Source organism: Desulforamulus profundi (assembly GCF_002607855.1).
Window position 1 is genome coordinate 64,807 of the sequence record NZ_AWQQ01000024.1, and the last position, 26,144, is coordinate 90,950.

Sequence of the window (26,144 nt, forward strand, 5' to 3'; positions counted from 1 at the left end):
CGGACGATGTCCTGGCCGGCTCACTTGACAGGATCATGCAAGTCACTGTGGAAGAAAGTTATCACGTTTATGTTATTGGCATCGAAGACTTGATTCTTGACCGGGTCAGAGCGGCAGTGTATTGGAAATCTTCAGCAGATCGGGAATGGGCCTTTCTTTTAATAAAATCACAAAGTGCTGTGGCGGTTGCGGGGAGACTTTTGATTTATTCCCCGGCTATTTGCTTGCCGCAAACCGGCGCCATCCTAAAAATGTCGTTATCTGTTCCGCCTGCGGCCAGTTGAATGAAGTGGAAGACCGGAAATACCTAGGGATTTGTCATGATTGCGGCGAGGAATTAAAAATCAACGGGCCGGCGAACCGCAACCGCTGTCAATGCCCTTACTGCGGTAAAATCAATACTTATCCGGATGCTTCAAATGGTGTACCCCGGCACCGCATGGTGGCGATAGAATACTACTGTCCTGCCTGTAAACCCAATCATCAAGGCAGGTTTTTTAAAAACCAGACGCCGGGGATATAGCGAAGTACGAGGAAGCTTCCGGGGCATTGGCTCAGTTAACTGCGAGCTATATACCTGACGATGAAATCCCGCCCGGTGATGAAACCGACCACCTTCACCGGTGGGGGTACCGGCGCTACCGCGAGATGTTTAACGACCGTCAATTACTGGGGCTGGAATTGAGCTGCCGGGCCATTGCCAGGCATCCAGATGATAAAATCCGCAGTGCGCTGGCAACAAACTTATCCGACCTGCTTCGCTACCAGAACATGCTTTGCCGTTACGATACAATGGCCTTGAAGTCCCTGGATATCTTTTCAGTGCATGGTTTTCCGGTCGGCCTGGTTCAGTGTGAGTCCAACCTGCTGGGCATACCTAACGGTTACAAGGGGTCAAATGTCGGCAGCGGTGGCTGGTTAAACATTATTGCAAAGTACGAACGTGCCAAGGCCTACTGTGAAAGCCCATTTGAGATCCGGCACCAAGGCGGGCGCAAAGTACAGGTGCCAATCAAAGGCGAATGGATTGGCGATAGACCTTACACTTCCGATATGCCGGAGAAAAGGAATATTGAGCTTCATTGCTGCAGTTCAACTTTTTCTGATTTGCCCCCCGGCTCCCTCGATGCGGTCTTGACCGATCCGCCATATTATGCCAATGTGCAGTACGCCGAGTTGATGGACTTCTGCTATGTTTGCTGCGCCGGTTGTGATGCTGGGTGCCAGCACCTGGGGTCAAAGATCCGCGAGGCGTTAAATGCGATGAACTTCGCGGAAGTCGAGATCGAAAGAAAGAAGCTTTTCATAAAGACCAAAGGTACGGACTTAAGCCGCAAGTTGTTGCGGATCTTACGAATTCACTCACCCCAAAAATATCATGTCACCGGAAGAATTTACTCTGTAAAAATCCGTTATTTTCCGGGGGGTCATTATGTGCAGCAACCTGTTCCACATTTACCGCTCCGTGTCCGGTAACGAAGATTACTTATGCAAAGTGATGGTCTTTGTGGCCGACCGACCTGGTTCATTGGCGGCGCTGGCTAGCATTTTCGCCAGCCACAACGTCAATATCACCTCTTTTCACTATAACCGGTCGGAGCATCCCAACCGGGTGCTTGTAGAGGGAAAAAGTAACGACCTCCAGTCCTTACAGAATGTTTGCCGGAAACTGAACGAGCAAGGGATGCTCGACGAGGAATCCCATGCGTCGGTCCTTGAACTTGGTGTGCTCGATACCCAGAACATTCTCAAATTGAAGGGGCATCTCCAGCACCGGCCGGGTTCGTTGGCAGCATTCGCCGCCCTGCTTCGGAACCACGGGGCCAATGTCATTTATATGGCATATAACGAGGCCGTTTCCGAGGTGACAGCTACAGTTTCCCTCGCTACCCGGAGTGCTCGGGAGATAGATGAGCTCCTGAAAGACCTCAATGAACACGGGTATTATTACAGCCTAGAGTACCAGGGCACGGAGCAGGAAGAAACAGAAAACGTCATCGGCCTCAATCTCGTAGAGCGGTTTTTTTTCAGGCTGAAGCGGCTCCTTGGGACGGAGGACATCGATCGCCTGAAGAAGGTCGTAGAGTCGTCCCAGCGCATGTCCGAGGCGCTGGCCAGGTTTAGCAGGGAGGCGGGCAAGAATCTCGAAGCCGGTAAGGTTTTCACTAATGTGCTGGCCTTCGCTTCAACATCCCTGTGCAGGACCGGGCCCGGTTTTTCCTACCGGCGGCTCCCGGCGCTTCCCCTTGGAAGTATCGTCTTCCATGCCTTTCGTCTTCCGACCGGAGGGAACATCTACATGCTGCAAAGTGACGAAGAAGTGGTCATGGTAGACGGCGGGTACGGGGTCTACTACGAAGACGTGAAGCGGATGTTGCGGGAAAACGGGTTGGACCCCGCGCGTATACGTCGCATCTACCTTAGTCACGCCGATGCGGATCACGCGGGCTTGAGCGGTTATTTCGCTTCCGAGTTCGGTAGCCGTGTCTTCCTCCACCCCGATGCCTGCGGCATACTGGAAAACGAAAACCGGGCGTGGGGGAGTGGTTCGCCGCTCGCCGGGTTGAACCACTACTTCACGGTGCTGGTTAATACCTTTACGAAGTCTGCTGCGCCGTCCGCGTGGGAAGCGTACGGCACCGGCGACCTCGGTCGTTTGAACGGTCTCCGGGTTATCGACACTTTCACAGTGGGCGGCCAGACCTTTAAAGTACTGGAAAGCATGGGCGGCCATATTCCCGGCCAGGTTTTCTTTATCGGTGTTGAATCGGGGCTCATTTTCACGGGTGACTACCTCATGCTCCTTGCGAGCCTGGGGCCAGAGGAACGGGAATTTCTTAACCTGCCGAAGTTTATGATGACAAGCACTAACACCAACTCCCTTCTTTTCCGCCGGGAAATGCAGGCACTGAAGGAGATCGTGCTTGGCCTTGATGCCGAGTTGTACGAACGAAACCGCGGGGCGATTGTTGCGCCGGGCCACGGCGATTACTACCCGGCCAGGTGGTTAAACCGGTAGACGAAGAGCGGGCGTGGGGTCGAGTAGATGCGCGTCTCTCCAGCTTTAGGAGCACTTTGTTTTCCCGGTTTCTCCCCGTTTCCTCTGGGAGTGTCACAATATTTGCTCCATGGCTGAATTGAGCACGCACCCCTCACAGAACCGTGCTGGCGCGATTAACGCACACGGCTCCTCATATCAACATTTACAGATATAGCCAATTTCTGTTTTAAGCTTGTAGATGTTAACATAGGTTTTGGGCCGAGGAATAGGATATCTTTTAAGGAATAAGACGAATTTACCCCAGTCAAAACTTCTTCGCTGACTGCGCCGGTTCAGCCATTTGAATAACAACCGCCTGACTTTGTCCCGGAATTTATCCATCATAGAATAATTGTCGGTGACACCGTAGTACTGGTAGTATCCGCGCAGTTTACTCTGCAGCGTGTCCATCAGTTCCTTGACTGGCGTGCTCCGGTTCTTACGCAACCATTCTTTGCACCGGAGAAGGCTTGCTTTGTACTTTTTCCGACTAGTCTTGCGTTTGACTCTGAACCGCCCATCCCGGCTTTTGCCGCAATAGTGGGTGAAGCCGAGAAAGTCGAACGTTTCCGGTTTATTCCTATCCTGCCCTTTACACTTAGCAGCTGCGTTTCGTCCGAACGAATGATTTTCGTCTTTTCTTCGGCAATCTCCAGGTTGAAGCGCCCCAGCCTGGTAACCAGTGTCCGGTAGAAAGCCTTGGCTTCATCCTCATACTGGAAGCAACAGACGAAATCATCACAATACCGTACCATATACGCATCTCCCCGACATGCTCTCCGTACTACTTTCTCAAACCACAGATCAAGCGCGTAGTGCAGGTAGACATTCGCCAGTATGGGGGATACTACTCCACTGCGGCGTTCCTTCGGGGGTATCGTAAACCATCCCTGCTTCTATGACTCCAGCCTTGAGAAACCGGACAATGAGCCGGTGGATGTTTGGGTCGGCAATCCGGTGCCCGACAAATTTCATCAGCCATTGGTGGTCGACATGGTCGAAAAAGCCACGGATGTCAGCATCTACAATGTAGTTAATGTTCTTTGTTTCGATGATACGGTTTAGGACTTTCAGGCGTCATGGCATCCTCGATTGGGTCTGAATCCGAAGGAGCAGTCCAAGAATTCGGCTTCGTATATGGTATTGAGTATCTTGGACAGTGCCTTTTGCACTAATTTGTCCTCGTAGGCGGGAATGCCGAGCGGTCTGGTTTTGTCCGTACCAAGCTTAGGGATGAAGGTACGCTTCACAGGTTGCGGCTTATAGGCCTGTCTTTTCATTCGCTCCACCAGGTCGCGGATGTTTTGCAACAGGTTCCGGCCATATTCCTCCTTGGTAACCCCATCTACACCGGGCGCCTTGCGCTTTTCCAGCTCAAGGTGACAATTGGTGAGCATAGTTTCATTGACAAGATGAGCAAGCGATGTAAAGCGCTCTTCCGGCCGTTCTTTGGCTATTTCTGCTATCCTTGCAAGTTTCGTTTCCATTAGTTCCCTACCTCTGTGTGTAGTCAATGTGTCTCCAACAAGGTCGTTGATATGTCACCGCCTTTCCTCCACAGGCATTACCCTGCATCATTGGTACTATTCGGTGATCCGACTCCCTATCCGCCTTTTGACTCCCTCACTTTTTTATCGCTTGATCGGTCATACTCCTTACGAAGAGCGGATAGGATCTCCTGAGTTACCGCTGCATGTCAGTGTTTAACGTGCCGAGGTCTCCGACCCCGGGAAAGTTCCGTCAATCTCGCCATAATGATTGCCGAAATGTTGCTTTCTGCTCTGGCAACAGCATCAGCCTTCCCAATTTTATAGGTATTTCGGGGCTCAGTTCCTTCAGCTTGTGCTTTCGGCCCGCTAACTTGCTTGTCTACGCTTAAACCTTTAGGTTACCCTATCGGTTCCAAGACTAGCTACGGGCGGCTGGCTAAACCCTACCCGGTGGGATTCCCACCCACTACATTCAGCGACATTGCTCAGCCGCACTACCAGGTACCTTTTTGTTTTTGCCTTTTTGCCATGTACCTTCAAAGATGCATTTGCGCCGGTGTCCGGCAATTTTTACAAAGTCTTAGCAAAGTCCTTTCCTGGCTTAATATATCCTTAGTATCCGCTTTACAAAGGCGATTTATAATGAAAAAAACGGTTTTGTGGGGTGTGATATGTTAGACGTTACAGCCATGTTCAGTTGGTCCGTTTCCACCGCTACAAAATATATCTCTTCCTTTCCCATTCCCGTTGAATGGGTCAGAGGCACCAGCAGTACGCACCCGTTTATCAACCAGCAGGCCCGCCAGGTACTGATGAATGACGGCCACAGGCAAGCGGCGCAATTCTTTAACATGTTTGCTGACCAGTTGGACAGCGGCGTGGTATGGGTTGATAACGGTCTGCAAAGCACCTGCCACCTTTACGACCCGGATACCAAGTCCGGTATGTGGCACTGGCCCAGCGCAGCAGAAAAATGCAAAGAATTTTATCACAAGGCCTTAAGACTCTGGCAAAACAAAAAACATGCCCGGGCAATGTTTTATCTGGGGGCCGCCCTCCACCTGGTGCAGGATGTCTGTGCTCCCCATCATGCCTCCTGCAGGATCTTCAGCGGTCACGTGGACTTTGAAAGTTGGGCCGAAAAAAGAAAATTTAATTACCTGACAGAAAAGGGCGGCATCTATGGTATTTCTGATCAACCGGAAGAATGGATAGCAGAGAACGCAAAAATCGCTAAGCAGTATTATTCCCTGGTCAACCAGGGGTTGCCGGATGACTACCACCGGGCAACCACCATCTTGTTACCCAGGGCTCAGCATACCACTGCCGGTTTTTTATTGCATTTTTATAACCAACTCTAAAATCTGTAAGAAAGGGGAACCCCCATTGAAGGTAGCCATTTTTACAGATACCTTTATTCCCCAGGTGAACGGAGTGGCCCGGACCATCGGGCGTCTGGCGGATGCTTTGACCAAGCAGGAAATTCCCTGTATGGTTCTGGCGCCGGATACCGGCCTGGCGGGAGATCACGGCTATCCCGTTTATTTTGCGCCGGGTCTTGATTTACCCCTTTACCGGGAATGTAAAATAGCCCTGCCCAGTTATTCCGAAATCTGCAACCAGCTTGAATTTTTCAAACCGGACATTGTTCACCTGGCCACCGAGTTTTCCATGGGCCTCATCGGTTTAAAGTACGCCTCCTCTGCCGGCATTCCCGTGGTTAGTTCCTACACAATAAATTTCCCCCAGTATCTCTCCTATTACAAGTTAGGCCTCTTCTCTACCTGGGCCTGGAAATACCTGCGCTGGTTTCATAGCCAGTGTCATAAAAATTACTGTCCCTCCCGGTCTACCCTGCAACTGCTGGAGAAAAAAGGAATCCAAAATCTGGCCATCTGGGGGCGGGGCATTCACCACCACAACGGCGTGACAACCGTCAACGGTTATCTGTATGTCCTGACCTACAGAAACCTCCGGCCAGTGCATAATTGGATCTCGGTTAAGCCCCCCAAAGCGAAACCCCTGCAGGACTGAACTGCAGGGGTTTGTTCGCCAATGTGGCAGTTGCTATTTATTCATTGTCTTTTCAATGGTGCCCCCACCCACCAGATAGTCACCCTGGTAGTAGACAACCGCCTGGCCGGGGGTGATGGACCGCTGGGGATACTTGAAAGTCACTTTCACCAGCCCTTCTTCCACGGGCTCGATGATGGCCGGGGAGGGTTTGCTGTTGTACCGGACCTGGGCTTCCACTTCCCTGGGGCCGGTTAGCTTATCGAATAAGATAAAGTTGTTGTCCGAAGCCACCAACCGGGTGCCCCAAATGGCCTCTTCCGGGCCGACAATGACGGCGTTCCTGTCCACATCGATATCCACCACGTAAATTCTTTCTCCGGTGGCCAGGCCAAGACCTCTGCGCTGGCCGATGGTATAAAAGGGAATCCCCTTATGCTGGCCGATGACATTTCCCTGCAGGTCCAGGAAAGCACCCGGTTCAATGCCGCCCTGGGAACGCTCATCCAGGAAATTGCGGTAGTTGTTGTCGTGCACAAAGCAGATTTCCTGGCTCTCGGGCTTGGAGTAGGTGGGCAATCCCCACCTTTGAGCCATGTCCCGCACCTGCTCCTTGGTATACTCAGCCAGGGGCATCAGGGTGTGGGCAATTTGATCCTGGGTAAAACCGTACAGTACGTAGGTCTGGTCCTTTCTCTCATCCCGCGCCTTGCGTACGGTATAGCGGCCGTATTCCTCACTGTAGCCCAGTCTGGCATAGTGCCCGGTGGCGATGTAGTCGAACCCCATCTGGCGGGCCTTTTGCAGCAGCGCCTCGAATTTGATATACCGGTTGCAAGCGATACAGGGTTGGGGGTCCGCCCCCGGAAATACTCATCTACAAAATATTGAATGACTTTTTCGGTAAACAAATCTCTAAAGTTTAATACATAATAGGGGATGCCCAGGACGTCTGCCACCCGCCGGGCATCATCCACCGCAGTGAGGGAGCAGCATCCCACATAGTCATCGTCCACCACGGTGACATCCGGGTCCCAGATTTGCATGGTTACTCCGACAACCTCGTACCCCTGCTGCTGTAAAAGGGCGGCGGTGACAGAACTGTCCACCCCGCCGCTCATGGCTGCAATGACTTTCTTTTTGGTTGCCAAAAGGCTTCACCTACGCATTTTGTTTTTTCAAATAGTCCTCAATGGCCGCTTTTAAAGCATCGGCCGCCAGGTTGGAACAGTGCATTTTGGCCGGGGGCAGTCCCTCCAGGCTTCGGCCACGCTCTTATTGGTGATTTTCAACGCTTCGTCAAGGGTTTTGCCCAGGGCCATTTCTGTTACCATACTGCTGGTGGCCACCGCTGCGCCGCAGCCGAAGGTTTTAAATTTGATGTCCTTAATAATGTTATCTTCAACCTTAAGGGTAATTTTCATGATGTCGCCGCAGCTGGGATTGCCCACCTGGCCTGCACCGTCCGGGTTTTCAATCTCTCCCACATTGCGGGGGTTGGTGAAATGATCCATTACCTTTTCACTGTACATAAAGATACCTCATTCCCTTATTATTCTTTAAAATTCCTCTTCAGATTCACCGTGGTCATGGTGGTCTTCGTCGTGAACGGTACAAGTGCTGCAGGCACAGGGGTTGCACCCTTCACTTAAGGGAGACATGGCTCTCAGACGTTCAATGATGGGAGGCAGCGCCTCCAGGAAGTACTCTACATCTTCTTCCGTATTGTCCTTGCCCATGGTCAGGCGCAGGGAGCCGTGGGCAACTTCCTTGGACAGGCCGATGGCGGTGAGCACGTGGGACGGTTCCAGGGAGCCGGAAGTACAGGCCGAGCCACTGGAAATGGCGATTCCCTTCATGTCTAGCATTAAGAGCATGGACTCACCCTCGATAAAGCGGAAGCAGAAGCTGACGTGGTTGGGCAGGCGCTCTTCGGGATGGCCGGTCAGGATGGTATTGGGAATCTTCTGTAGCACCTCCGAGATAATGCGGTCACGGTACCTGGTCAAACGCTCGGCATCGGCCTGCATTCTTTCGGTTGCCAGTTCAACGGCCTTGCCCAATCCAACGATCCCTGCCACATTTTCCGTGCCGGGCCGCCGGCGGCGTTCCTGACCGCCGCCAAACAGGATGGGCTGCCAGAAGGTTCCTCTACGAATATACATGGCCCCGATTCCTTTGGGCCCGTAAATTTTATGGCCGGACAGGGTCAGCAAATCCACTCCCAGATCGTCCACATTGACCGGTATTTTGCCAACACTCTGCACAGCATCGGTATGAAAAATAATCTTTTTGGACCTAGCCACTTCACTGATTTCTTTAATGGGCATAATGGTGCCAATTTCGTTATTGGCATGCAGGATGCTAATTAAGATAGTCTTGTCGGTAATGGCATCCGCCACCTGCTGGGCGGTCACCCTGCCGTACTGGTCCAGCGGTAAAACCGTTACGGAAAACCCTTCCCGCTCCAATTGCTTACAGCAATTGAGCACTGCACTGTGTTCACCTGCAGTGGTAATAATATGGTTTCCCTTTTGCCGGTTGGCATAGGCTACACCACGGATGGCCATGTTGTCGGCTTCGGTGCCGGTACCGGTAAAGGCAATTTCGCCCACACTGGAAGCACCAATGGCGGTGGCCACCTGCTGTCTGGCCTTCTCAACAGCCTTGCGGGCTTCTCGTCCGAAGGCATGAATACTGGAGGGGTTGCCGAAATGTTCGGTTAAATATTTCATCATTTCTTCCACGACAGCCGGGTCCACCGGAGTTGTTGCCGAGTGGTCGAAGTATACTTTTCTCATGGATTGTCCTCCTTGTACGTTTATCTGTCTACAGATCTGATTTGTGCATTTGACCTTTCTGCGCATCCCGGCACATATCCTCTAGGGTAATGGAGTCCAGCACCTCCGCAATGCTGTCCCGGACCCTGGCCCAGACATCCCTTGAAATACAGTAATCAACCTTTTCACAGGCTGCCGGTTCATATTCACTGACGCAATCCAGCGGGGCAATAGGCCCTCCATGGCTCGGATGACATCCCCTACTTTTATTTCCGAAGGAGGCTTGGCCAGTATGTACCCCCCCTGGGCTCCCCGGACACTTTTCACCAAACCGATCTTACGTAACACCGCGATAAGCTGTTCCAGATAGTGCTCGGATATACCTTGCCGCTCGGCCACGATCTTCAGGGGGATTGGCTCGGACCCGTAATGCATCGCCAAATCAAACATCGCCTTAAGTCCATAGTGTCCCTTGGTGGACAGCCGCAAGAAACATCCCCCCTTTGCCAATTCCAAGTAAACTGCTCGGTTTTCTGGGAGTATGATAACACGGCCCCTGAGCCAATGTCAATGTTAAATCCGACTAAAATACTCAAGTTTAAAACAGAGATAACCTATTATAAAAAAATACCACCACTGGGGTGGTAATATGCAAAGTTTGCTACAATATTTTCTTGAACCTTAAGTCATTGTCCTAAAAGGTATGTACAATGATAAATTTCCATGATTAGAAATGCTTCTCCCCAATGTCACGCCACATAAAAAGCCGGGCGGAAAGAACGATTTTATTATAATTTTCCATTGCTGACTTTGTCAATTAAAACCACGGGTTACCTTTGATTGAGAATATCCCGCACCACCGCTCCGGCCAGTACCAGTCCGGCGGCGGCAGGCACAAAGGAAATGCTGCCGGGAGCAAAGGAATTGCTCCTGCTGCCGGGGTCCGACGGATCCGCCTTCACCTTGGTGACCTGGACTTTTGGTGTGATGGGTTGTTCCAGGGAGAAAACCACCTTGACCCCCTTTTGGATGGCAAATTTTCTCAACTCCCGCCGGATCACCCTGGCCAGCGGGTCCACCGAAGTCTCGGAAATATCCGCCACCCGGAAAGCGGCGGGATCTAGCTTGTTGCCGGCTCCCATGCTGGAAATGACAGGCATGTTGCGGAAGTAACATCTTTTAATAATGTCAATTTTTCCTGTTACATTATCAATGGCATCCACCACATAAGAATATGCCGGTTTTAGCAACTCTTCCCCATTTTCCGGCGTATAAAACTGTTTTAACGGGATGACCCTGGCCCGGTGGTTAATGAGCTTGACCCTTTCCGCCATTAAATCAACCTTGTTCCGGCCAACGGTATTCTCCAGGGCATGCAATTGCCGGTTGATGTTGCTGATGTCCACCGTATCAAAATCCACCAGCGTAAGCTCACCGACACCGGCCCTGGCCAGAGCCTCCACCACGTAGGAACCCACGCCCCCCACGCCAAAGACAATAACCCTGGCGACTGCCAGTTTGGCCAATCCTTCTTGGCCAATTAACATGGCTGTTCTGGAAAACCTGTGCTGATTCACGGAATCCTCCTTATTTTTAATAGGCTAAATTGTTGAGCAGGCACGCTCGTTCTCCTGTCCATGCTTTTCTGAGACAGCAGAAAATGTCACCTTAAAAACACTCCCCTTTTGCAGCTCGCTTTCAACAGTTATAGACGCTCCGTGTTGTTGGGCAATCCATTTGGCAATAGATAAGCCCAGGCCGGTTCCTCCCACCGGCCTGGATTTGTCCGACCGGTAGAATCGTTCAAAAATCTTAGCTGATTCACTCCCCTCAATACCCATGCCGGTGTCTTTGACCAGGACCTGGACACCGTCCATGCTGCATGTAACCGCCAGTTCCACCGTGCCGGCCGGCGGGGTAAATTTAAAGGCATTATCCAATAGTATAAGTACAAGCTGCTTAACATAATCAGGGTCGGCCATGATAAAGGCCCTGTCACAGCATTCGTCAATATTCATTATAAAATGGACATCCCCGGCCAGGATTTTGGCCTGCCGCCCCACCTGCTCAATGATTTGGGCAACGGGCAGGGGCTGCAGGATCAGGGTCAGGCCGGCATCCGCCCTGGCCAGCACCAGCATATCGGAAACCAGCCGGCTCATGCGCTGGGCCTCGGAGGCAATATCCGCCAGAGCTTCCTGCCGTATGGCAGGGTGTTCATCCCCCATTTTCCGTATCAAATCAATATTGCCACGGATGGTTGTTAAGGGCGTTTTTAATTCGTGGGACACGTCAGCCACAAATCTCCTTTGGGCGGCATGGGACTCTTCAAGCTCCCGGTAAGCCGTTTCCAGACTGTCCAGCATGCCGTTTAATGTCCCCGACAGTCGTCCCAGTTCATCGTTTGGTCCCCGGTGGGGAATCCTCTGGTGAAGATTGAGGTCCTGGCGAATGAGGGCCGCCGTTTTTGTGATTTCTTCAACCGGTCTCAAGGCGGCTCTGGCCAACCACCAGCCGATGGTTGCAGCCACCAAAATCATCAGGCCGCTTAAAAGCCACAGCAACCATTTCAGCCTGTTCAAGGCCGCCTGGATTCCCGAAAAGGGTTGGCCCACCTGCAGCAGACCCACCACACGGTGCTCCGCCACTAAAGGGTAATTGTAAGTCCGTATTTTCTGGTCGCCCACCTGCAGCCATTCGTAAAAACTCTGCCCGGTGGCGCCCCGCTTGAGGGTGTCTTCGCTGAGGGGCAAACTCTGGTGGGACAGGTTGCTGGACTTTGCCACCAAGCGCCCGTAGGGATCCACCACCTGCAGGTAGGTATTGGGGTAACCAAAAACATCTACATCCGGCAGCACAATTTGCTGCTGACGAAACCAGTTGGCTCCCACCACTTTGATGGACCGGGCCACCCCAACGGCCCGCCCCGTCAACTCCCTGTCAATTTCTTGGACCATGCTGTAGGAAAGAAACGTATAGAGAATAAAGGAGAAGGCAATTAAGGTTAAGCTTACGACAGCGCTATACCATAATGTAAGTTTCAGCCTGATGGTCATCATTCCTGCTCCTTCAGAACATATCCCACTCCCCGGACGGTGTGGATCAGCCTTGGACCCTGTTCCTCGGTCTTCTGGCGCAGCATATTTATGTAAACCTCCACCACATTGGAGCCCCCGGTGTATTCCAAGCCCCAGACCCGGTCGATGATCTGGTCCCTGGTTAACACCTGATTGGGATGGTTTAAAAGAAGGTTCAGCAAGTCAAATTCCCTGGAGGTGAGAGAGATTGATTTACCGGCCCGGCGTACTTCTCTGGTTTCCAGGTCCATTTTGAGGTCGGAAAACTGGATCACCTTGCCGGCATTGGTCTTGCGGCGCAGCAGGGCCTGGATACGGGCCAGCAGTTCTTCCAGGGCAAAGGGCTTGCCCAAATAGTCGTCTGCTCCCAAATTCAGTCCCTTTACTTTGCTCTCCACCTCGTCCCGGGCGCTGAGGATCAGTATAGGGATCAAGTTTTCCTTGCGGAACCGCTGGCAGATTTCCCAACCATCCAGTCCCGGCAGCATGATGTCCAAGATCAGCAATTCCGGCGGGTTGTTTCTGGCCATGTTCAGGCCGGTACACCCGTCGTTGGCTGTCTCCACCCGGTACCCTTCATAGGTCAAGGCCCTTTGCAGCATGGCGGTGATTTTGGGGTCATCGTCGATCACCAAGATTCTGGCGCCCATTCTATTCCCCTCGCTTTACATCCTAAGAAAACCGGGCCCGGGGCCCGGTTAAATTCTTCTGGCACTCTTATCTCCAATTATGACCTGTACCTCTTTACTTTGTCCAGCCCTGACAACCACCAGCGGTACTTTTTGTCCCGGTTGGGTCCGGTTCACCGCATCCGTCAGTTCCTGGGGCGTGGTCAAATCTTTGCCGTCAAATTTCAAAATGATGTCCCCGGGCTTCAGACCAACAGCCATGGCCGGACTGTCCGGCACCACTCCGGACACCGCCACACCCCTTTGGTCCCGGGAAGGTTGGATGCTGACTCCGATGTAAGGGTGGGCAACGGTTCCTTTGGTTATTAGTTGATTATAAACCGAAACCACCGTTGAGGAAGGAATGGCAAACCCGATCCCCTGGGCCTTTGCGTTCACTGCCGTGTTGACCCCCACCACTTCACCGTTCAAGTTGATCAGCGGCCCGCCGGAGTTACCGGGGTTGATGGAAGCGTCGGTCTGCAGGAGGTTGCGGAACCTCCTGTCTTCAATATTTACCGGCCTGCCCTTGGCGCTGATGACCCCCACCGTTACCGTATGGTCCAGGCCATAGGGATTGCCGATGGCAATCACCCAATCTCCCACTTCAATTTTTTCGGAACTGCCGAATTGTAAGGTAGGAAGTTTTCCTGCGGGATTAATTTTTAACACCGCCAAGTCCAGTTCCCGGTCGGCCCCAACCACCCTGGCCGGGTAACTTTTGTCGGTTGCCAGCGTCACCTGGATCTGGCTCGCTCCGTCAATGACGTGATGATTGGTTACAATGTATCCATCCTCCGAAACAATAAAACCGGAACCCATGCCTGTCTGCACTTGGTCCTTGGCAGGCCCTGGGCACCGAAAAACTGCCTGAAAAACGGGTCATTGAGAAAGGGGTCCGTTTCAACCCTAGACTGAACCACCGTCTCAATCTTCACCACAGCCGGGGCGGTCTGTTTGACCACTGCCGACAGATTGGCCGGCCGGACAAAACCCTGTTCCGCCGCAGCCGGCTTGTCCCCGATGGAAATCAAATGCTGCTGGCTGCTTGACCAGTGGAGTCCGGCAACCACCAGCAGAATCGTCAGCAGGGTCTTGGCCAATAAAACACAAAGAGGTTTTTGCAACTTTTGCGCCCTTACTTTCATAAACATCTCTCCCTTGCATGTAATTTCAAGATCATCATAACGGCTGATCCTTAAAATTACCTTAAAAAGAAAAGAAAAAACACCTCGTCAAGAGATGTTTGCATGAAAATATTATGTAAACCATAAGGAAACCCCACCGTGCCGTGTCTTTACCCAAAGTTTTTTGAACCTGTTCTCCAACAGGTGGGTGCCCTTCCGCAGCTTCCTGTTTCCTTATCCTATGTAAGGTCTACATTCCCTTGCGAGAAACCGGGCTCCCTTTTTCTACAATGTTGGCTCAAAACTTCAGGTATACCACGAGCAAAGCAGGGCGATAGATTGTTCAAAAAATAACTATTTTCAATCATTATGTTAACACAGCCTTATTAAATTCGCAAGTCTTCGGCCGCCACTGTTATCACCCTTATTTTTCCAAAAGACTACAAAAAAGGACATGTAAAGTGAAACGATGAAGCATTATAAACATCGGTCCAGTACTGACCGTAGCAGATGAATTATACGCGTGTTTTAAACATAATGTTCAGCCCGGAGATTTCGGCTTTCATTTTTCTTTTTACTCGTCCCATATAGCCTGAGCTAACTTATAATCTTCCTCCGTGTCGATATCCATTGATAAATAATAGGGGCAGACAGGAATGGTTTCCAACCGGTCCCGGTACTTTTTAATGATCTGCTGCCCGCCGGCGTCCCCGGAAAGCTGTGCCAGTTGTTCCTTCAGGGTGCTGTCAAAGAGTACCGGGTGACCTGTCTCGCCGGCTCTTACAATGAGAGCGCCGGTGCCGGTAAATGTATCAATGATGCGGTTGATGATCTGCGGGCAAATGAAAGGTTGATCTGCCAGCAAAAACAAGATGCCCCTGGCTGCCGGACATACGGCGGCTGCTCCGGTGGCCACCGATGTACCCTGGCCTTCTTTATACCTTGGATTATCGGCAAATTTCACATCATAGCTCGCTAATCTTTGTTTTATCTCTTCCCGGTAAGCCCCTGTCACAACAATGGTTTCTACAACCTTGGATTGTAGTGCATTTTCCACCACATGCTCCAGCAGGGTTTTTGTACCCAACTGCAAAAGCTGCTTGGGTCTGCCCATACGGGTGGCAAGTCCGGCCGCCAGGATCACTGCGGAAACCATTCCATTACCTCCAGAACTGGATTGTGCGAGAGGGCGGAGGTCAGCAGCACCCTGGGGGTGGTGGGATTTAATAATTGCATTGCCAGTTCCCTGGCTTTCTTCCTCTCCTCCAGACAATCCATTTTATTCAGGACCGGCACCCAGCAAATACCCGGAGATGCTTGTTTTGCTATCAACTCATAATGCCGGAAGACCTTTACTACGGTAGTCTCAGTAACGGGTTCACCTGTATTTTGACCTGCTACCCGGGCAACCAGGTGGGGGCGGTGTACAAATTCTTCCGTCAAGGGGCAGCCCAGTATATCCATCCCTACCACAGGCAAAACCGTGGTCGCTAAAGACGGCAGTACCGGTTCGTGTTCTGCCGGAGCTTTCATTGATTTACCCCGGGAGCCGTCTGCTTCCACCAGAACATAATCAAACAGGCCGGAACGGTAGATTTGGTCCAGGCATTCTTTGCTTAATCCGTCTACTTTTTGTTCGCCGGAGATTCCCTTACCCGCAGCCAAAAGATTTGTCTTAGAACAAAGTTTCACCAATTTATCCAGCAGGTTTTCCTCTTTCTCCAATACAACCTGAGGCTGCAATCTTTTAACTGCCGGTAATACATTTTGGTACTGGTGGTAACCAGCACCCGGGCTCCTGTCACTGCGCATTCCCTGGCCAGCAGGCTCAGTAAACCGGACTTCCCCCCGGCGCCCACAAAACAGATCATTTCTTTATTCTTTAATGTAAGGGCATTGATCAATTTCATGACTCATTCGCCTTACTGTATGCATCAACGGTTGAGCAGCACTGCTTCCGGTAATAAAAAACGGCTTCCAGTACCCCGCCGGCAACGGCCCTGGCTTTATCGGAAATGGTATACCCGTGTTCCGGCTCACCCCTCGGGTCAATATCCCCTATTTTGAGTCCCCGGCGCACCTGTGTTCCCTCCCGGATGAGTCCCCTTAACAAGCCGGCGATACCTGCCCGCACCGGTTGATCCCCTACATACCCCAGGAGTTCCCCGGCCTGCACGAAACGGTTGATCTCCACACAGGCTTGAAATACGCCGTCTACCGGTGCCCGGACCAGGCGCTCAAGGGTGTACCCCTGCACCGGACCGGGAATGCCTGTATTGGGCTGGGCACAACCGTTTTCAATGACCCGCCCCAGATGATGACCCCGGTTGGTTTCAATCACGGCGTGGACATCCAGGCCGGCTGTAAAACCCGGTCCCAGTCCGATGACCAGCGGGGCATCGGTTATTTGCGTGCCGGTGTTTTTCTTCGCCATTACCGCATCCACCAGAACGGAGGGCCGTAACCGGAGGGCCTCCCTGGTTTGCGGATCCACCAGCACTGGAATTTCCCCTCTCTGCAGCACCTCTGCGGCCTGATCGATATTGCGGGCTAACCGGGCTGTAACCCCTTCAACCACGTGAGCAGTCTCGTAGACCGCTTCGGCAAAGGACACAGAGCGCCGCACCACGGTAGCTGCGGGATCTCCGTCATCACCACCCGCATGCCGCACCGGTACAGCCTGTGAGCAACCCCGGTAGCCAGGTCACCCGCTCCCTTTACAACAACCAGCATGTCCATTTATACCAACCTCTCCAGAAATACGTCCATCGCGCCGCCGCAGACCATGCCCTCTTCCGCCGCCGTCCCCGCATCCAGCAACACGCTGCTGATCTTAACCCCGCCTTCATCAAACAGCATCAAGGCATCCCTGCGCACCGCCGCTTCCCCGCAGCCTCCCCCAATGGTTCCAATGCAGGTGCCGTCAGGCAGTACCAGCATTTTTGCACCGGCCTTGCGGGGGTTGATCCCCTGGTACGTAGGATGGTCGCAGCCACCACGGGCTGGCCCAGGTTTACATACTCCATTGTCCTGGTCAGCAGTTCCCATTCTTCCGCTGTCGAGGTCGGCACACCGCCGGGTCCCCTGCGCACTTCTACCAGTTGTGCGGCAATGCTGACGGCAATTTCCTCCGGTGTTGCCGCCCCAATGGCCAGGCCAATGGGCATGTGCACACGGTTAACCTTTTCTTCCGGGTAGCCGCAGCGGGCCAGGTGTTCCTTCACCAGTTTTACCCGCCTGCGGCTGCCGATCATTCCCACGTAACCCGGTTGGAATTGCAAAACATACTCCAGGCATGCCAGATCATGCCGGTGGCCCCTTGTTACAATGACAACACTTGTGGCGGGATCAATGGTTTGTCTTTGCAAAGCGGGAATAAATTCATCGCACACCACCGCAGCCCCCGGAAACCTTTGGTTGTTGGCAAAGGTCGGGCGGTCGTCCACCACGGTAATTTGATACTGCAGGAGGGATGCTATCTGCGCCAGGGGCCGGGCCACATGGCCTCCCCCGAGGATGAGAAGGCGGGCCACCGGGTGATAGCACTCTACAAAAATACCGGCGGTGACTTTTTCAGCGGTTATTTGTCGGAAATGAACCCCCCTTTGTTTGAGAGCTTCTGCGGCCAGCCGGTGTACTTCCGCTCCGATGGGATGGTCCTGCAGGGGCCCAAAGACCTCTGATTCCGTCAGCAGCAGTTTTTGGCCCGGCAGTTCCCTGTTTTTTTCCCCTGCCTCAACCACTGTGGCCAGGGCGATGGGTTTCTTTTTACTCACGAACTCCTGTAATTCACGATACATACGGCTCACCTCATTTCTGGGAGACACCGATACCAAAGGTGCAGTTGGGATAGCGGCACCGGGGGCAGGAACGACACAGCCCGCCGTGGGCCAGTTTAACAATATCCCTGCGGCTGATTCTCTCCCCCACCAGCAGGAGGGGCAGCAGCAGGTCCAGCACGGTGGTTCGGAAATACATGCCGCAGGCCGGCATACCCAGCACAGCCACATTGCCCCGGTAGGCCATCAAAAACATGGCTCCCGGCAATACCGGGGAACCGTATTTAACAATCTCCGCCCCTGAAAGCCGGATCCCCAGTGGCGTTACATCATCAGGGTCCACCGACATGCCGCCGGATACCAGGATGATGTCTGCACCTTTTTCCACGGACAGGATAATTTTTTCTGCAATTACATCAGCATCATCCGGTGCATAGTCCACCTCTAAAACCTTTGACCCGTAGGGAAGGATTTTTTCAGACAGCACCGGGCCAAAGGCATCCTTTATTCTCCCTTTGTATACCTCGTTTCCTGTAATGATAATACTTATTTTTTTCTCCAAAAAGGGAAGAACTTTTATGATGCTCCCTGCTTCAGCGGCAATTTTCTCCGCCTCTAAAAGCACCTCTTCTTGAACCACCAGGGGAATCACTTTGGTTCCTGCCAGCATTTCTCCCTCTTTTACGACGGTGTTATTGGGCAGTGTGGATAATATGACATCGGGAAGGTCATTGACTGCTTCCAGGGCCTCAAGATTAATTTTCAACAAACCTGCTTGCCCCGCAAACAGATTTACCTTGCTTTCCCTGGGCTGACTAAAGGTAACGCCATCCCCGGCAGCTGCCTTGGCCAGCCTGCTGCCGGCCTCGTCCTCATGGATTTCACCCGGTTCAAGTTCAAGAACATAGACATGTTCTTTGCCCAGATTAAGAAATTGTTGAATATCCTGAGGTTGAATGATGTGCCCTTTTTTGAAGGCGGCTCCTTTAAATCCATCCTTAACGATCTTTGTGATATCGTGGTAAAGAATCTTGCCGACGGCATCTTCTATTTTTATAATTTGCGTGCGAATGGCTACTCACCTCGTACTATAATGAATAAATAAAGGATAAAAAGAAACAGGGTCGTATTCAATCTTTGAATAGAGACCCCTTTGTCTTGACTTTGTTTATTGAACCCAGGTATTTACCACGATCAAATTATGAAACAATTATACTTTTATTTTGCCGAAACAGTCAATTGGGGTGTCAAATTCAATGATTGGCAGCGGCAGGATGATCAAAGTATAGAAGGACTGTCTGATTTTTGGTAAAATAAGACATTAAGCGTTTTATCTATTTTGCTAAAAACTTCTTTAATTGATTTGGGGGCTGAGCATGTTTACAATACAGCATTTAATACAACCGGATACCCTGGAAGAAGCATACCACGTCTTGACCAATGATGTAAGCAATACGATCCTCGGCGGTTGTGCTTTTTTACGGTTGGGCTCCAAGAAAATAGGTACAGCCATTGATTTGTCAAAACTTAATTTGAACCATGTCAAAGAGAAAGATGATTTTATTGAAATCGGGGCCATGACAACATTCCGAGAGATTGAAACCAACTCTGTACTGAACACGCATTTTAATCGCATTTTACCTCAATCAGTTAGCCATATCATAGGCGTTCAATTCAGGAACATTGTTACGGTGGGTGCCAGTGTGTACTCGAAGTTTGGATTTTCCGACTTGCTCACAGCTCTTTTGGCTTTAGACTCTGAAGTAGAATTGTATAAAGGCGGCAGAATGCCGCTGGCAGACTTTCTGGACAGATCTCCTGAAAAAGATATTCTCACAAGAGTGTTTATTAAAAAGAATGAAAGGAAAGCCGCGTATCAAAGTCTGAGAAACTCAAAAAGCGACTTTCCTGTCCTGAATGCGGCTGTTTCACGGCTAGATGACCAGTGGCGCATTGTGGTTGGAGCCAGACCGCTACGGGCTCAAATTGCAAAAAAGCCTCGGCAAAACTGTCGAAAGGAAATGCCAACTCTGATAGCATCGCCAATACAGCCGCTATGGCCGTAGAGGAGTTATCCTTTGGCAGCAACATCAGAGGCACCGCAGAATATAGAAAGGCGATGTGTAAAGTACTGGTCAAAAGAGCCATCACGGAGGTGCTACAATGCAAATAGAAGTCACCCTCAATGATAAAAAGGTTACTTTGGAAATAGAAAACGACGAATTTTTGGCGGATACTTTAAGGGCCAACGAAATGTTAAGCATCAGACAGGGCTGTGACACATCCTGCTGCGGGCTGTGTACGGTATGGATCGACGGGAAGCCAACCCTGTCCTGCACCACTCTCTCTTTTCGGGTGAACGGTAAAAATATTACCACCATCGAGGGCGTTCAAAAGGAAGCGGAGGACTTTGCACAATTTCTGGTGGCGGAGGGTGCAGACCAGTGTGGCTTCTGCAGTCCCGGTTTCATCATGACGGTGCTGGCTATGAAAAATGAACTCAAAAACCCTACAGAAGAGGAAATCATCCACTATTTAACCGGGAATTTGTGCAGGTGTACCGGCTATATGGGACAGTTAAGAGCCGTTAAAAAGTATCTGGGGGTAGAATAACATGAATTTCATTGGTAAAGGCATTCCAAAGATCGATGGCATAAGCATCACCACCGGCAAGCCTGTCTATACAGACGACCTGGCCCTGGCAAATGCACTGGTGATCAAAATACTTCGCAGCCCCCATGCCTTTGCAAAAATTAAATCCATCGATACGTCACAGGCAGAAAAACTTCCGGGCGTTGAGTGCATTCTTACCTATAAAGATGTCCCCAATACAAGATTTACATTGGCCGGACAGTCCTATCCCGAACCCTCTCCCTACGACCGATTAATACTGGATGAAATCGTCCGGTACGTCGGCGATGAAGTGGCCATCATCGCCGCTGTCGACGAAAAAACAGCTTTAAAGGCTATGAGTTTGATCCAGGTTGAGTACGAGGTATTTGAACCTGTTTTGGATTTTGAAAAAGCGGCGGGCCATCCTTCCATCGTTCATCCCGCGGATGACCTTCACTGTAATTTTGACATCGGCATGGATAAAAAAAAGAATATTGTTTCTTCCCAGAAGGTGGAATACGGAGACGTTGAGGAAGAATTGAAAAAATGTGATGTGGTTGTAGAAGAAACTTATTATACCCAGGCCCAGGCCCATGCCATGATGGAAACGTACCGTGCTTTCAGTTATCTGGATCATACAGGAAGGCTGGTGGTGGTCAGTTCCACCCAGATTCCATTCCATGTCAGAAGAAAGTTGGCCCGGGCATTGCAAATCCCTGCCAGCAGGATCAGAGTCATTAAGCCGAGAATCGGTGGAGGTTTTGGTGGTAAGCAGACCGCTGTTCTAGAAGTCTTTCCCGCCATTGTGACTTTAAAAACAGGAAAACCGGCTAAAATTGTGTATGAAAGAAAAGAAACCTTTACCTGCACAAACAGCCGGCATGCCATGCGATTAAAGGTTCGGCTGGGAGCGGATAAAGAGGGAACCATCCGGGCTGTAGACATACAAGGTTTATCGGATACCGGAGCCTACGGAGAACACGCCCCCACGGTATTTGCGGTGGTAGGACAAAAAACCCTTCCTTTGTATAACAAAACAAAAGCGGTCAGATTCATGGGCCATGTGGTCTATACAAATAAAATGCCCGCAGGCGCTTTACGAGGATACGGCGCCACCCAGGGGACCTTTGCCCTGGAATCAACGGTGAACAAACTGGCAGAAGCACTGGGTATGGATCCGGCAGAAATTCGGCTAAAGAATTTAATCAAAGAAGGGGAAACATGCCTGCCTTACAATGGTAAACTTTTGGGAAGTTCGACCCTGCACAGGTGTATCGAAAAGGGCAAAGAACTGATCGGCTGGCAGGAAAAATACCCAAGCAGAGAAGTCGGCGACAACAAAGTAAGAGCGGTTGGTATGGCGGTAACCATGCAGGGTTCGGGAATCGCCGGTATCGATACAGCCTCCGCTGAAATAAGGTTAAATGATGACGGTAACTTTACACTTCTGATCGGTTCCACGGACATGGGCACAGGCAGTGATACCATCCTGGCGCAAATGGCCGCCGAGGTTTTAGAAACACCGCTGGAAAACATCATCGTAAATACAGCCGATACGGACGTTTCCCCCTATGATCCGGGGTCTTACGCTTCCAGCACAACCTATGTCACGGGGATGGCTGTGGTAAAAGCAGCCGGGGATTTGAAGAAACAAATTATTGAAAACGGCGCCAAGTTTTTAAAAGTTTCACCCGAAGAAGCAGAATTTGACGGGAAAACCGTTAGAACCCTGGACGGAGCTAAAGGGATCAGCCTGGAGAAACTTGCGGAACTTTTGGTATTGGGTACAGGAAAACTTCAGCTGTTTGGTAACGCTACCTATGGAAGTCCAGTGTCGCCCCCGCCGTTTATTGCAGGTTTTGCAGAGGTGGAAGTGGATAAAGAAACCGGGGAAATCGACTTGCTCGATTATGTGGCCGTTGTGGACTGCGGCACGGTTATCAATGCAAATCTGGCCAGGATTCAGGTGGAAGGTGGCATCGTTCAGGCATCGGCCTGGCCATGTATGAGGATGTACGGTATGACCAAAAGGGTAATCTGCTGACCAACTCCTTCATGCAGTACAAGATCCCCTGCAGAAAAGACATTGGGACGGTCCGGGTAACCTTTGAGGAGAGTTATGAACCTACCGGTCCCTTCGGAGCAAAATCCGTAGGAGAAGTTGTGATCAATACCCCGGCGCCGGCCATTGCCCATGCCGTGTATAACGCCGTGGGCGTCAGGATTACCAATCTCCCCATCACGCCTGAGAAAGTGTTTATGGGTATGGAGATGGCAAAGTAACTTATCGCTATCGAGCATCTTGGGTATCATCAAAAAACAGCTCCAACGAAGGTTGGAGCTGTTACTTATTTATGCCTGTTTTCCGTTGTTCTTGGCCGGTGTGCTGCGGATATGCAGTTCCGCCAATTGGGCGGGGTCCACCACGTCCGGCGCCTGGGTCATCAGGCAGGTGGCGCTGGCGGTTTTGGGGAAGGCGATGACGTCACGGATGCTGTCTTTGCCGGCCAGCAGCATGACCAAACGGTCAAACCCAAAGGCAATGCCGCCGTGGGGAGGAGCCCCGTATTCAAAGGCCTCCAGCATAAAGCCGAACTTCTCTTTGGCCTCCTCGGGGCTGAGGCCCAGGGCCTTAAACATTAATTCCTGCACATCCCGGCGGTGGATGCGGATGCTGCCGCCGCCGACTTCCACACCGTTTAACACCATATCATAGGCCCTGGCGCGGACTTTGCCGGGGTCTCTCTCCAGCAGCGGCAGGTCCTCCTCCACCGGCGAGGTGAAGGGATGGTGCATGGCAAAATACCGGCCTTCTTCGGGGTCGAACTCCAGCAGCGGGAAATCGGTCACCCAGAGGAAATTCCACAGGCCCTGGGGAATCATGTTGAGACGTTCGGCCAGGTGGACCCGCAGGGCCCCCAGGGAGGCTGCCACCACAGCCGGTTTGTCTGCCACAAACAGCAGCAGGTCGCCGGGCTGCGCTTCCAGCTTATCCTGAATGGCCGCCAGCTCTTCGGGCGTAAAGAACTTGGCAATGGGTGATTTTACTGAGCCGTCTTCATTAATAATGAAGTAGGCCAGGCCTTTGGCTTTGTAGACCGCCACAAAGGCGGTTAGGTCATCAATTTCCTTGCGGGAGAAGGTGGCACAGCCTTTGGCGTTGATGCCTTTTACCTGCCCGCCGCCGGCAGCGGTGCTGTTAAAGACCTTAAAGCCGCACCTGGCTGCAATGGGTGTGATGTCCGTCAGTTCCAGCCCAAAACGGGTGTCCGGTTTGTCGGAGCCAAAACGGTCCATGGCTTCCTGGTAGGAAAGGCGCGGAAAAGGTGTATGTATTTCCAGGCCCATGGTATCCCGGCATACCCGGGCAATCATTTGCTCCATTAAGCCATGACGTCCCCGGTGTCCACAAAGGACATCTCCAGGTCGATCTGGGTAAACTCCGGCTGGCGGTCCGCCCGCAGGTCCTCGTCCCGGAAACAGCGGACAATTTGGAAATAACGTTCCATGCCGGCCAGCATCAAAATTTGCTTAAACAGCTGGGGAGACTGGGGCAGGGCATAGAATTTGCCGGGGTTGACCCTGCTGGGCACCAGGTAGTCCCTGGCCCCTTCCGGGGTGCTTTTGGTCAGCATGGGTGTTTCAATTTCCAAAAAGCCGTGCTGATCCAGGAAATCCCGCACACTTTTGGCAGCCCGGTGACGCATCATCATGGCTCGCTGCATTTCCGGACGGCGCAAATCCAGGTAGCGGTAGCGCAGGCGTAAATTCTCGTCCACATCAATATTGTCTTCAATATAGAAAGGTGGGGTTTTGGCCCGGTTCAGCACCCGCAGGGCATGGGCACAAACCTCCACTTCCCCGGTGGCCATATTGGGGTTAACGGTGCCTTCGGGACGGGCATTGACCCTGCCCACCACGGCCAGGACATACTCGTTTCTGACGCCTTCGGCTTTTTTGAAAGCTTCCTCATCCACTTCGGGGCTGAAAACCACCTGCACCAACCCGGAACGGTCCCTCAGGTCTACAAAGATCAAACCGCCGTGGTCCCGGCGTCTCTGCACCCAGCCCGTCAGCACAACCTCCTGACCTTCCTGTTGTTTCCCCAGATCACCGCAATAAATGGTCCGGCGCAAATCATGCATAGACTCAGACATCTGTAATACCCTCCATTACTTACCTGTCAAATATTTTTAGAAAAATTAACCTTCGTTGTATAAAACTGGGCATTGTTGTTTTAAAAATGATGATTAAAAAATTACCCTTTGGCGTTAATATAATTTATCAGTTCACTCAGGGAGACTTCCTGCTGCTCACCGGCCTGCATGTCCCGGACCACTGCCACTCCCCGGGCCACTTCCTCCTCACCCAGGATAATGACCAGCCGGGCCTCCAATTTTCCGGCGTACTTCATCTGAGCCTTCAGGCTGCGGCCCAGGTAATCCTTTTCGGCGGCAACCCCCTGCCGGCGTAATTGCTGCAACAGTTGGAAGGCCTGCCTTTCTGCCCCGGTACCCACGGTGGCAATAAAGACTGCCGGTCCCCGGGTGACCGGGAATGTGAGACCCTGGCGTTCGGCTGTCAGCAAAATGCGCTCCAACCCAAGGGCGAAACCGATACCCGGGGTGGCGGGCCCGCCGCATTCCTCAATTAACCCGTTGTAGCGCCCGCCGCCGCCGATGGAACTCTGGGCGCCGATGTCCCGGGCCATGATTTCAAAGGCGGTACGGGTGTAATAATCCAACCCCCTGACCAGCCGGTTGTCCACGATGTACCGAACACCCACCGCATCCAGGTAACCCTTCACCCGTTCAAAGTGAGAATCACACTCGGGACAAAGGGCGTCCAGTGTGGTCGGCGCATGCCGGCCCATTTCCTGGCACTGCTCGTTTTTACAATCCAGGATACGCAGCGGGTTTCTCTCAAACCGCCCCTTGCAGTTGGGACACAGGTTTTCCAAATGGGGCTGAAAATGCTCTTGCAGTTTTTTTCTTAAGACCGGGCGGCATTCGGGACAGCCCACACTGTTAATATGAAGCTCCAGGTCTTTTAAACCGATTCTTTCATAAATATCCATGGCCATGGCAATAACTTCTGCATCTATGGCCGGGCTGTCGGAACCGAAGACTTCCACGTCAAACTGGTGAAACTGGCGAAAACGCCCGGCCTGGGGCCGATCGTAACGAAACATCGGTCCGATTAAAAATAACTTAACCGGTTGTGGCAGTGCATAAAGCTTGTTTTCCACATAGGCCCGTACGATGGCAGCGGTTGCTTCGGGTCTCAGGGTAATACTGCGGTCCCCCCGGTCGGTAAAGGTATACATTTCTTTTTCCACAATGTCTGTGGTTTCTCCAACGCCCCGGTGGAACAATTCCGTATGCTCAAAAATCGGTGTTCGTATTTCTTCGTAGCCGTATTCCCTGCAAATCTTTCGGGCAAGTTCCTCCAGGTATTGCCATTTCTCCACTTCTCCCGGCAATACATCGTTGGTACCTCTGGGTCTGGTCGTTAACACAACATAAACCTCCTTGCGACAAATCGTTTTAAAAGCAAC

Annotated in this window: 27 protein-coding genes, 1 other RNA gene and 5 pseudogenes; 11 read left to right on the plus strand and 22 right to left on the minus strand. The window is 51.8% G+C overall.

All coding sequences use genetic code 11. The annotated features are described in order from the left end of the window. The first annotated feature begins 145 nt into the window (after positions 1 to 145). From P378_RS19340 to P378_RS03555, 3 genes are read left to right on the plus strand one after another with little or no spacing between them, the layout of a single operon-like run. Positions 146 to 523, plus strand: a complete 378-nt coding sequence (locus P378_RS19340; RefSeq protein WP_180260962.1) for a hypothetical protein — start codon at positions 146 to 148, stop codon at positions 521 to 523. Between the two features lie 26 nt (positions 524 to 549). Beyond that, positions 550 to 1,476, plus strand: coding sequence for a hypothetical protein (locus P378_RS19345; protein WP_180260963.1), 927 nt, complete (start codon positions 550 to 552; stop codon positions 1,474 to 1,476). Further along, on the plus strand, positions 1,433 to 3,019 hold the full coding sequence (locus P378_RS03555) for an MBL fold metallo-hydrolase (protein ID WP_099082302.1): 1,587 nt from the start codon (positions 1,433 to 1,435) through the stop codon (positions 3,017 to 3,019). Before P378_RS19345 ends, P378_RS03555 begins: the two co-directional genes overlap by 44 nt. A gap of 177 nt (positions 3,020 to 3,196) precedes the next feature. Here the strand turns inward: P378_RS03555 and P378_RS23345 are convergent, their stop codons facing one another. Both P378_RS23345 and P378_RS23350 read right to left on the minus strand, forming a co-directional pair. Beyond that, positions 3,197 to 3,487 carry a group II intron maturase-specific domain-containing protein gene (locus tag P378_RS23345; RefSeq protein WP_338013813.1) on the minus strand — a complete coding sequence of 97 codons (291 nt, stop codon included), beginning with the start codon at positions 3,485 to 3,487 and terminating at the stop codon, positions 3,197 to 3,199. After that, on the minus strand, positions 3,451 to 3,918 hold the full coding sequence (locus P378_RS23350) for a reverse transcriptase domain-containing protein (RefSeq protein WP_338013822.1): 468 nt from the start codon (positions 3,916 to 3,918) through the stop codon (positions 3,451 to 3,453). Before P378_RS23350 ends, P378_RS23345 begins: the two co-directional genes overlap by 37 nt. Between P378_RS23350 and P378_RS23355 the strand changes: the two genes are divergently transcribed. Continuing rightward, a complete protein-coding gene (locus P378_RS23355) occupies positions 3,878 to 4,105 on the plus strand; it encodes a hypothetical protein (protein ID WP_338013814.1) in 228 nt (75 codons plus the stop codon). The genes P378_RS23350 and P378_RS23355 overlap by 41 nt on opposite strands. A gap of 5 nt (positions 4,106 to 4,110) precedes the next feature. Here the strand turns inward: P378_RS23355 and P378_RS23360 are convergent, their stop codons facing one another. Further along, positions 4,111 to 4,527: an RNA-directed DNA polymerase gene (locus P378_RS23360; RefSeq protein ID WP_338013815.1), complete on the minus strand. Its 417-nt coding sequence runs from the start codon at positions 4,525 to 4,527 to the stop codon at positions 4,111 to 4,113. Positions 4,528 to 5,201: 674 nt separating this feature from the next. On the opposite strand from P378_RS23360, the gene P378_RS03565 reads away from it, so the two are divergent. Together P378_RS03565 and P378_RS03570 are read left to right on the plus strand one after the other, a co-directional pair. After that, positions 5,202 to 5,891, plus strand: a complete 690-nt coding sequence (locus tag P378_RS03565; RefSeq protein WP_099082303.1) for a zinc dependent phospholipase C family protein — start codon at positions 5,202 to 5,204, stop codon at positions 5,889 to 5,891. A gap of 25 nt (positions 5,892 to 5,916) precedes the next feature. After that, positions 5,917 to 6,564, plus strand: a complete 648-nt coding sequence (locus P378_RS03570; RefSeq protein ID WP_180260964.1) for a glycosyltransferase — start codon at positions 5,917 to 5,919, stop codon at positions 6,562 to 6,564. Positions 6,565 to 6,597: 33 nt separating this feature from the next. Here P378_RS03570 and mnmA read toward each other — a convergent pair. The 17 genes and pseudogenes from mnmA to P378_RS03645 form a co-directional block, all read right to left on the minus strand. Next, positions 6,598 to 7,664 (minus strand): annotated as a pseudogene (gene mnmA, locus P378_RS03575) (tRNA 2-thiouridine(34) synthase MnmA). A 106-nt stretch (positions 7,665 to 7,770) separates the two neighbouring features. Then, positions 7,771 to 8,075, minus strand: a pseudogene (locus P378_RS03580) (iron-sulfur cluster assembly scaffold protein); the annotation flags it as partial. Between the two features lie 27 nt (positions 8,076 to 8,102). Next, on the minus strand, positions 8,103 to 9,344 hold the full coding sequence (nifS, locus tag P378_RS03585; protein ID WP_099082305.1) for a cysteine desulfurase NifS: 1,242 nt from the start codon (positions 9,342 to 9,344) through the stop codon (positions 8,103 to 8,105). A 28-nt stretch (positions 9,345 to 9,372) separates the two neighbouring features. Beyond that, positions 9,373 to 9,812, minus strand: a pseudogene (locus tag P378_RS03590) (RrF2 family transcriptional regulator). A 341-nt stretch (positions 9,813 to 10,153) separates the two neighbouring features. Next, positions 10,154 to 10,870, minus strand: coding sequence for a tRNA threonylcarbamoyladenosine dehydratase (locus P378_RS03595; protein WP_099082322.1), 717 nt, complete (start codon positions 10,868 to 10,870; stop codon positions 10,154 to 10,156). 54 nt (positions 10,871 to 10,924) lie between these two features. After that, on the minus strand, positions 10,925 to 12,382 hold the full coding sequence (locus P378_RS03600; protein WP_238472829.1) for a sensor histidine kinase: 1,458 nt from the start codon (positions 12,380 to 12,382) through the stop codon (positions 10,925 to 10,927). Then, the gene (locus P378_RS03605; RefSeq protein ID WP_099082307.1) at positions 12,379 to 13,050 is read right to left on the minus strand and encodes a response regulator transcription factor; all 672 of its coding nucleotides are present in this window, start codon (positions 13,048 to 13,050) and stop codon (positions 12,379 to 12,381) included. Before P378_RS03605 ends, P378_RS03600 begins: the two co-directional genes overlap by 4 nt. Before the next feature lie 48 nt (positions 13,051 to 13,098). Then, on the minus strand, positions 13,099 to 13,890 hold the full coding sequence (locus P378_RS03610; RefSeq protein ID WP_238472830.1) for a S1C family serine protease: 792 nt from the start codon (positions 13,888 to 13,890) through the stop codon (positions 13,099 to 13,101). Further along, on the minus strand, positions 13,848 to 14,216 hold the full coding sequence (locus tag P378_RS20825) for a hypothetical protein (protein ID WP_238472831.1): 369 nt from the start codon (positions 14,214 to 14,216) through the stop codon (positions 13,848 to 13,850). Before P378_RS20825 ends, P378_RS03610 begins: the two co-directional genes overlap by 43 nt. Before the next feature lie 126 nt (positions 14,217 to 14,342). Next, positions 14,343 to 14,531, minus strand: a non-coding RNA gene (gene ssrS, locus P378_RS03615) — 6S RNA. Between the two features lie 238 nt (positions 14,532 to 14,769). Further along, the gene (locus P378_RS03620; RefSeq protein ID WP_099082308.1) at positions 14,770 to 15,351 is read right to left on the minus strand and encodes a nucleotidyltransferase family protein; all 582 of its coding nucleotides are present in this window, start codon (positions 15,349 to 15,351) and stop codon (positions 14,770 to 14,772) included. Next, complete coding sequence (gene yqeC / locus P378_RS03625) at positions 15,336 to 15,938, minus strand: selenium cofactor biosynthesis protein YqeC (RefSeq protein WP_180260965.1); 603 nt, start codon at positions 15,936 to 15,938, stop codon at positions 15,336 to 15,338. The genes P378_RS03620 and yqeC overlap by 16 nt, the downstream gene beginning before the upstream one ends. Then, positions 15,884 to 16,105, minus strand: a complete 222-nt coding sequence (locus P378_RS22725) for a hypothetical protein (RefSeq protein WP_180260966.1) — start codon at positions 16,103 to 16,105, stop codon at positions 15,884 to 15,886. The genes yqeC and P378_RS22725 overlap by 55 nt, the downstream gene beginning before the upstream one ends. Continuing rightward, positions 16,102 to 16,866, minus strand: a complete 765-nt coding sequence (gene yqeB / locus P378_RS03630; RefSeq protein WP_338013816.1) for a selenium-dependent molybdenum cofactor biosynthesis protein YqeB — start codon at positions 16,864 to 16,866, stop codon at positions 16,102 to 16,104. The genes P378_RS22725 and yqeB overlap by 4 nt, the downstream gene beginning before the upstream one ends. 68 nt (positions 16,867 to 16,934) lie before the next feature. Then, positions 16,935 to 17,135 carry an XdhC family protein gene (locus P378_RS03635; protein ID WP_180260967.1) on the minus strand — a complete coding sequence of 67 codons (201 nt, stop codon included), beginning with the start codon at positions 17,133 to 17,135 and terminating at the stop codon, positions 16,935 to 16,937. Beyond that, positions 17,054 to 17,995 (minus strand): XdhC family protein, encoded by a 942-nt coding sequence (locus P378_RS03640; RefSeq protein WP_099082311.1) that lies wholly within the window; start codon positions 17,993 to 17,995, stop codon positions 17,054 to 17,056. Before P378_RS03640 ends, P378_RS03635 begins: the two co-directional genes overlap by 82 nt. Positions 17,996 to 18,005: 10 nt before the next feature. Then, the gene (locus tag P378_RS03645) at positions 18,006 to 18,740 is read right to left on the minus strand and encodes a molybdopterin-binding protein (protein WP_338013817.1); all 735 of its coding nucleotides are present in this window, start codon (positions 18,738 to 18,740) and stop codon (positions 18,006 to 18,008) included. Between the two features lie 9 nt (positions 18,741 to 18,749). On the opposite strand from P378_RS03645, the gene P378_RS23365 reads away from it, so the two are divergent. The 5 genes and pseudogenes from P378_RS23365 to P378_RS03660 all read left to right on the plus strand — a co-directional run bounded on the left by P378_RS23365 (position 18,750) and on the right by P378_RS03660 (position 22,870). Next, a complete protein-coding gene (locus P378_RS23365; RefSeq protein ID WP_338013818.1) occupies positions 18,750 to 19,079 on the plus strand; it encodes a hypothetical protein in 330 nt (109 codons plus the stop codon). 271 nt (positions 19,080 to 19,350) lie between these two features. Continuing rightward, positions 19,351 to 20,040, plus strand: a complete 690-nt coding sequence (locus P378_RS03650; RefSeq protein WP_338013819.1) for an FAD binding domain-containing protein — start codon at positions 19,351 to 19,353, stop codon at positions 20,038 to 20,040. Then, positions 20,013 to 20,147 carry a hypothetical protein gene (locus tag P378_RS23370; RefSeq protein WP_338013823.1) on the plus strand — a complete coding sequence of 45 codons (135 nt, stop codon included), beginning with the start codon at positions 20,013 to 20,015 and terminating at the stop codon, positions 20,145 to 20,147. The genes P378_RS03650 and P378_RS23370 overlap by 28 nt, the downstream gene beginning before the upstream one ends. Further along, positions 20,138 to 20,587, plus strand: coding sequence for a (2Fe-2S)-binding protein (locus P378_RS03655; protein WP_099082313.1), 450 nt, complete (start codon positions 20,138 to 20,140; stop codon positions 20,585 to 20,587). Before P378_RS23370 ends, P378_RS03655 begins: the two co-directional genes overlap by 10 nt. Before the next feature lies 1 nt (position 20,588). Beyond that, positions 20,589 to 22,870: pseudogene (locus tag P378_RS03660) on the plus strand (xanthine dehydrogenase family protein molybdopterin-binding subunit). 69 nt (positions 22,871 to 22,939) lie between these two features. On the opposite strand, the pseudogene aspS reads toward P378_RS03660, so the two are convergent. After that, a pseudogene (gene aspS / locus P378_RS03665) lies at positions 22,940 to 24,744 on the minus strand (aspartate--tRNA ligase). A gap of 101 nt (positions 24,745 to 24,845) precedes the next feature. Beyond that, a complete protein-coding gene (gene hisS / locus P378_RS03670; protein ID WP_099082314.1) occupies positions 24,846 to 26,105 on the minus strand; it encodes a histidine--tRNA ligase in 1,260 nt (419 codons plus the stop codon). Between the last annotated feature and the right edge of the window lie 39 nt (positions 26,106 to 26,144).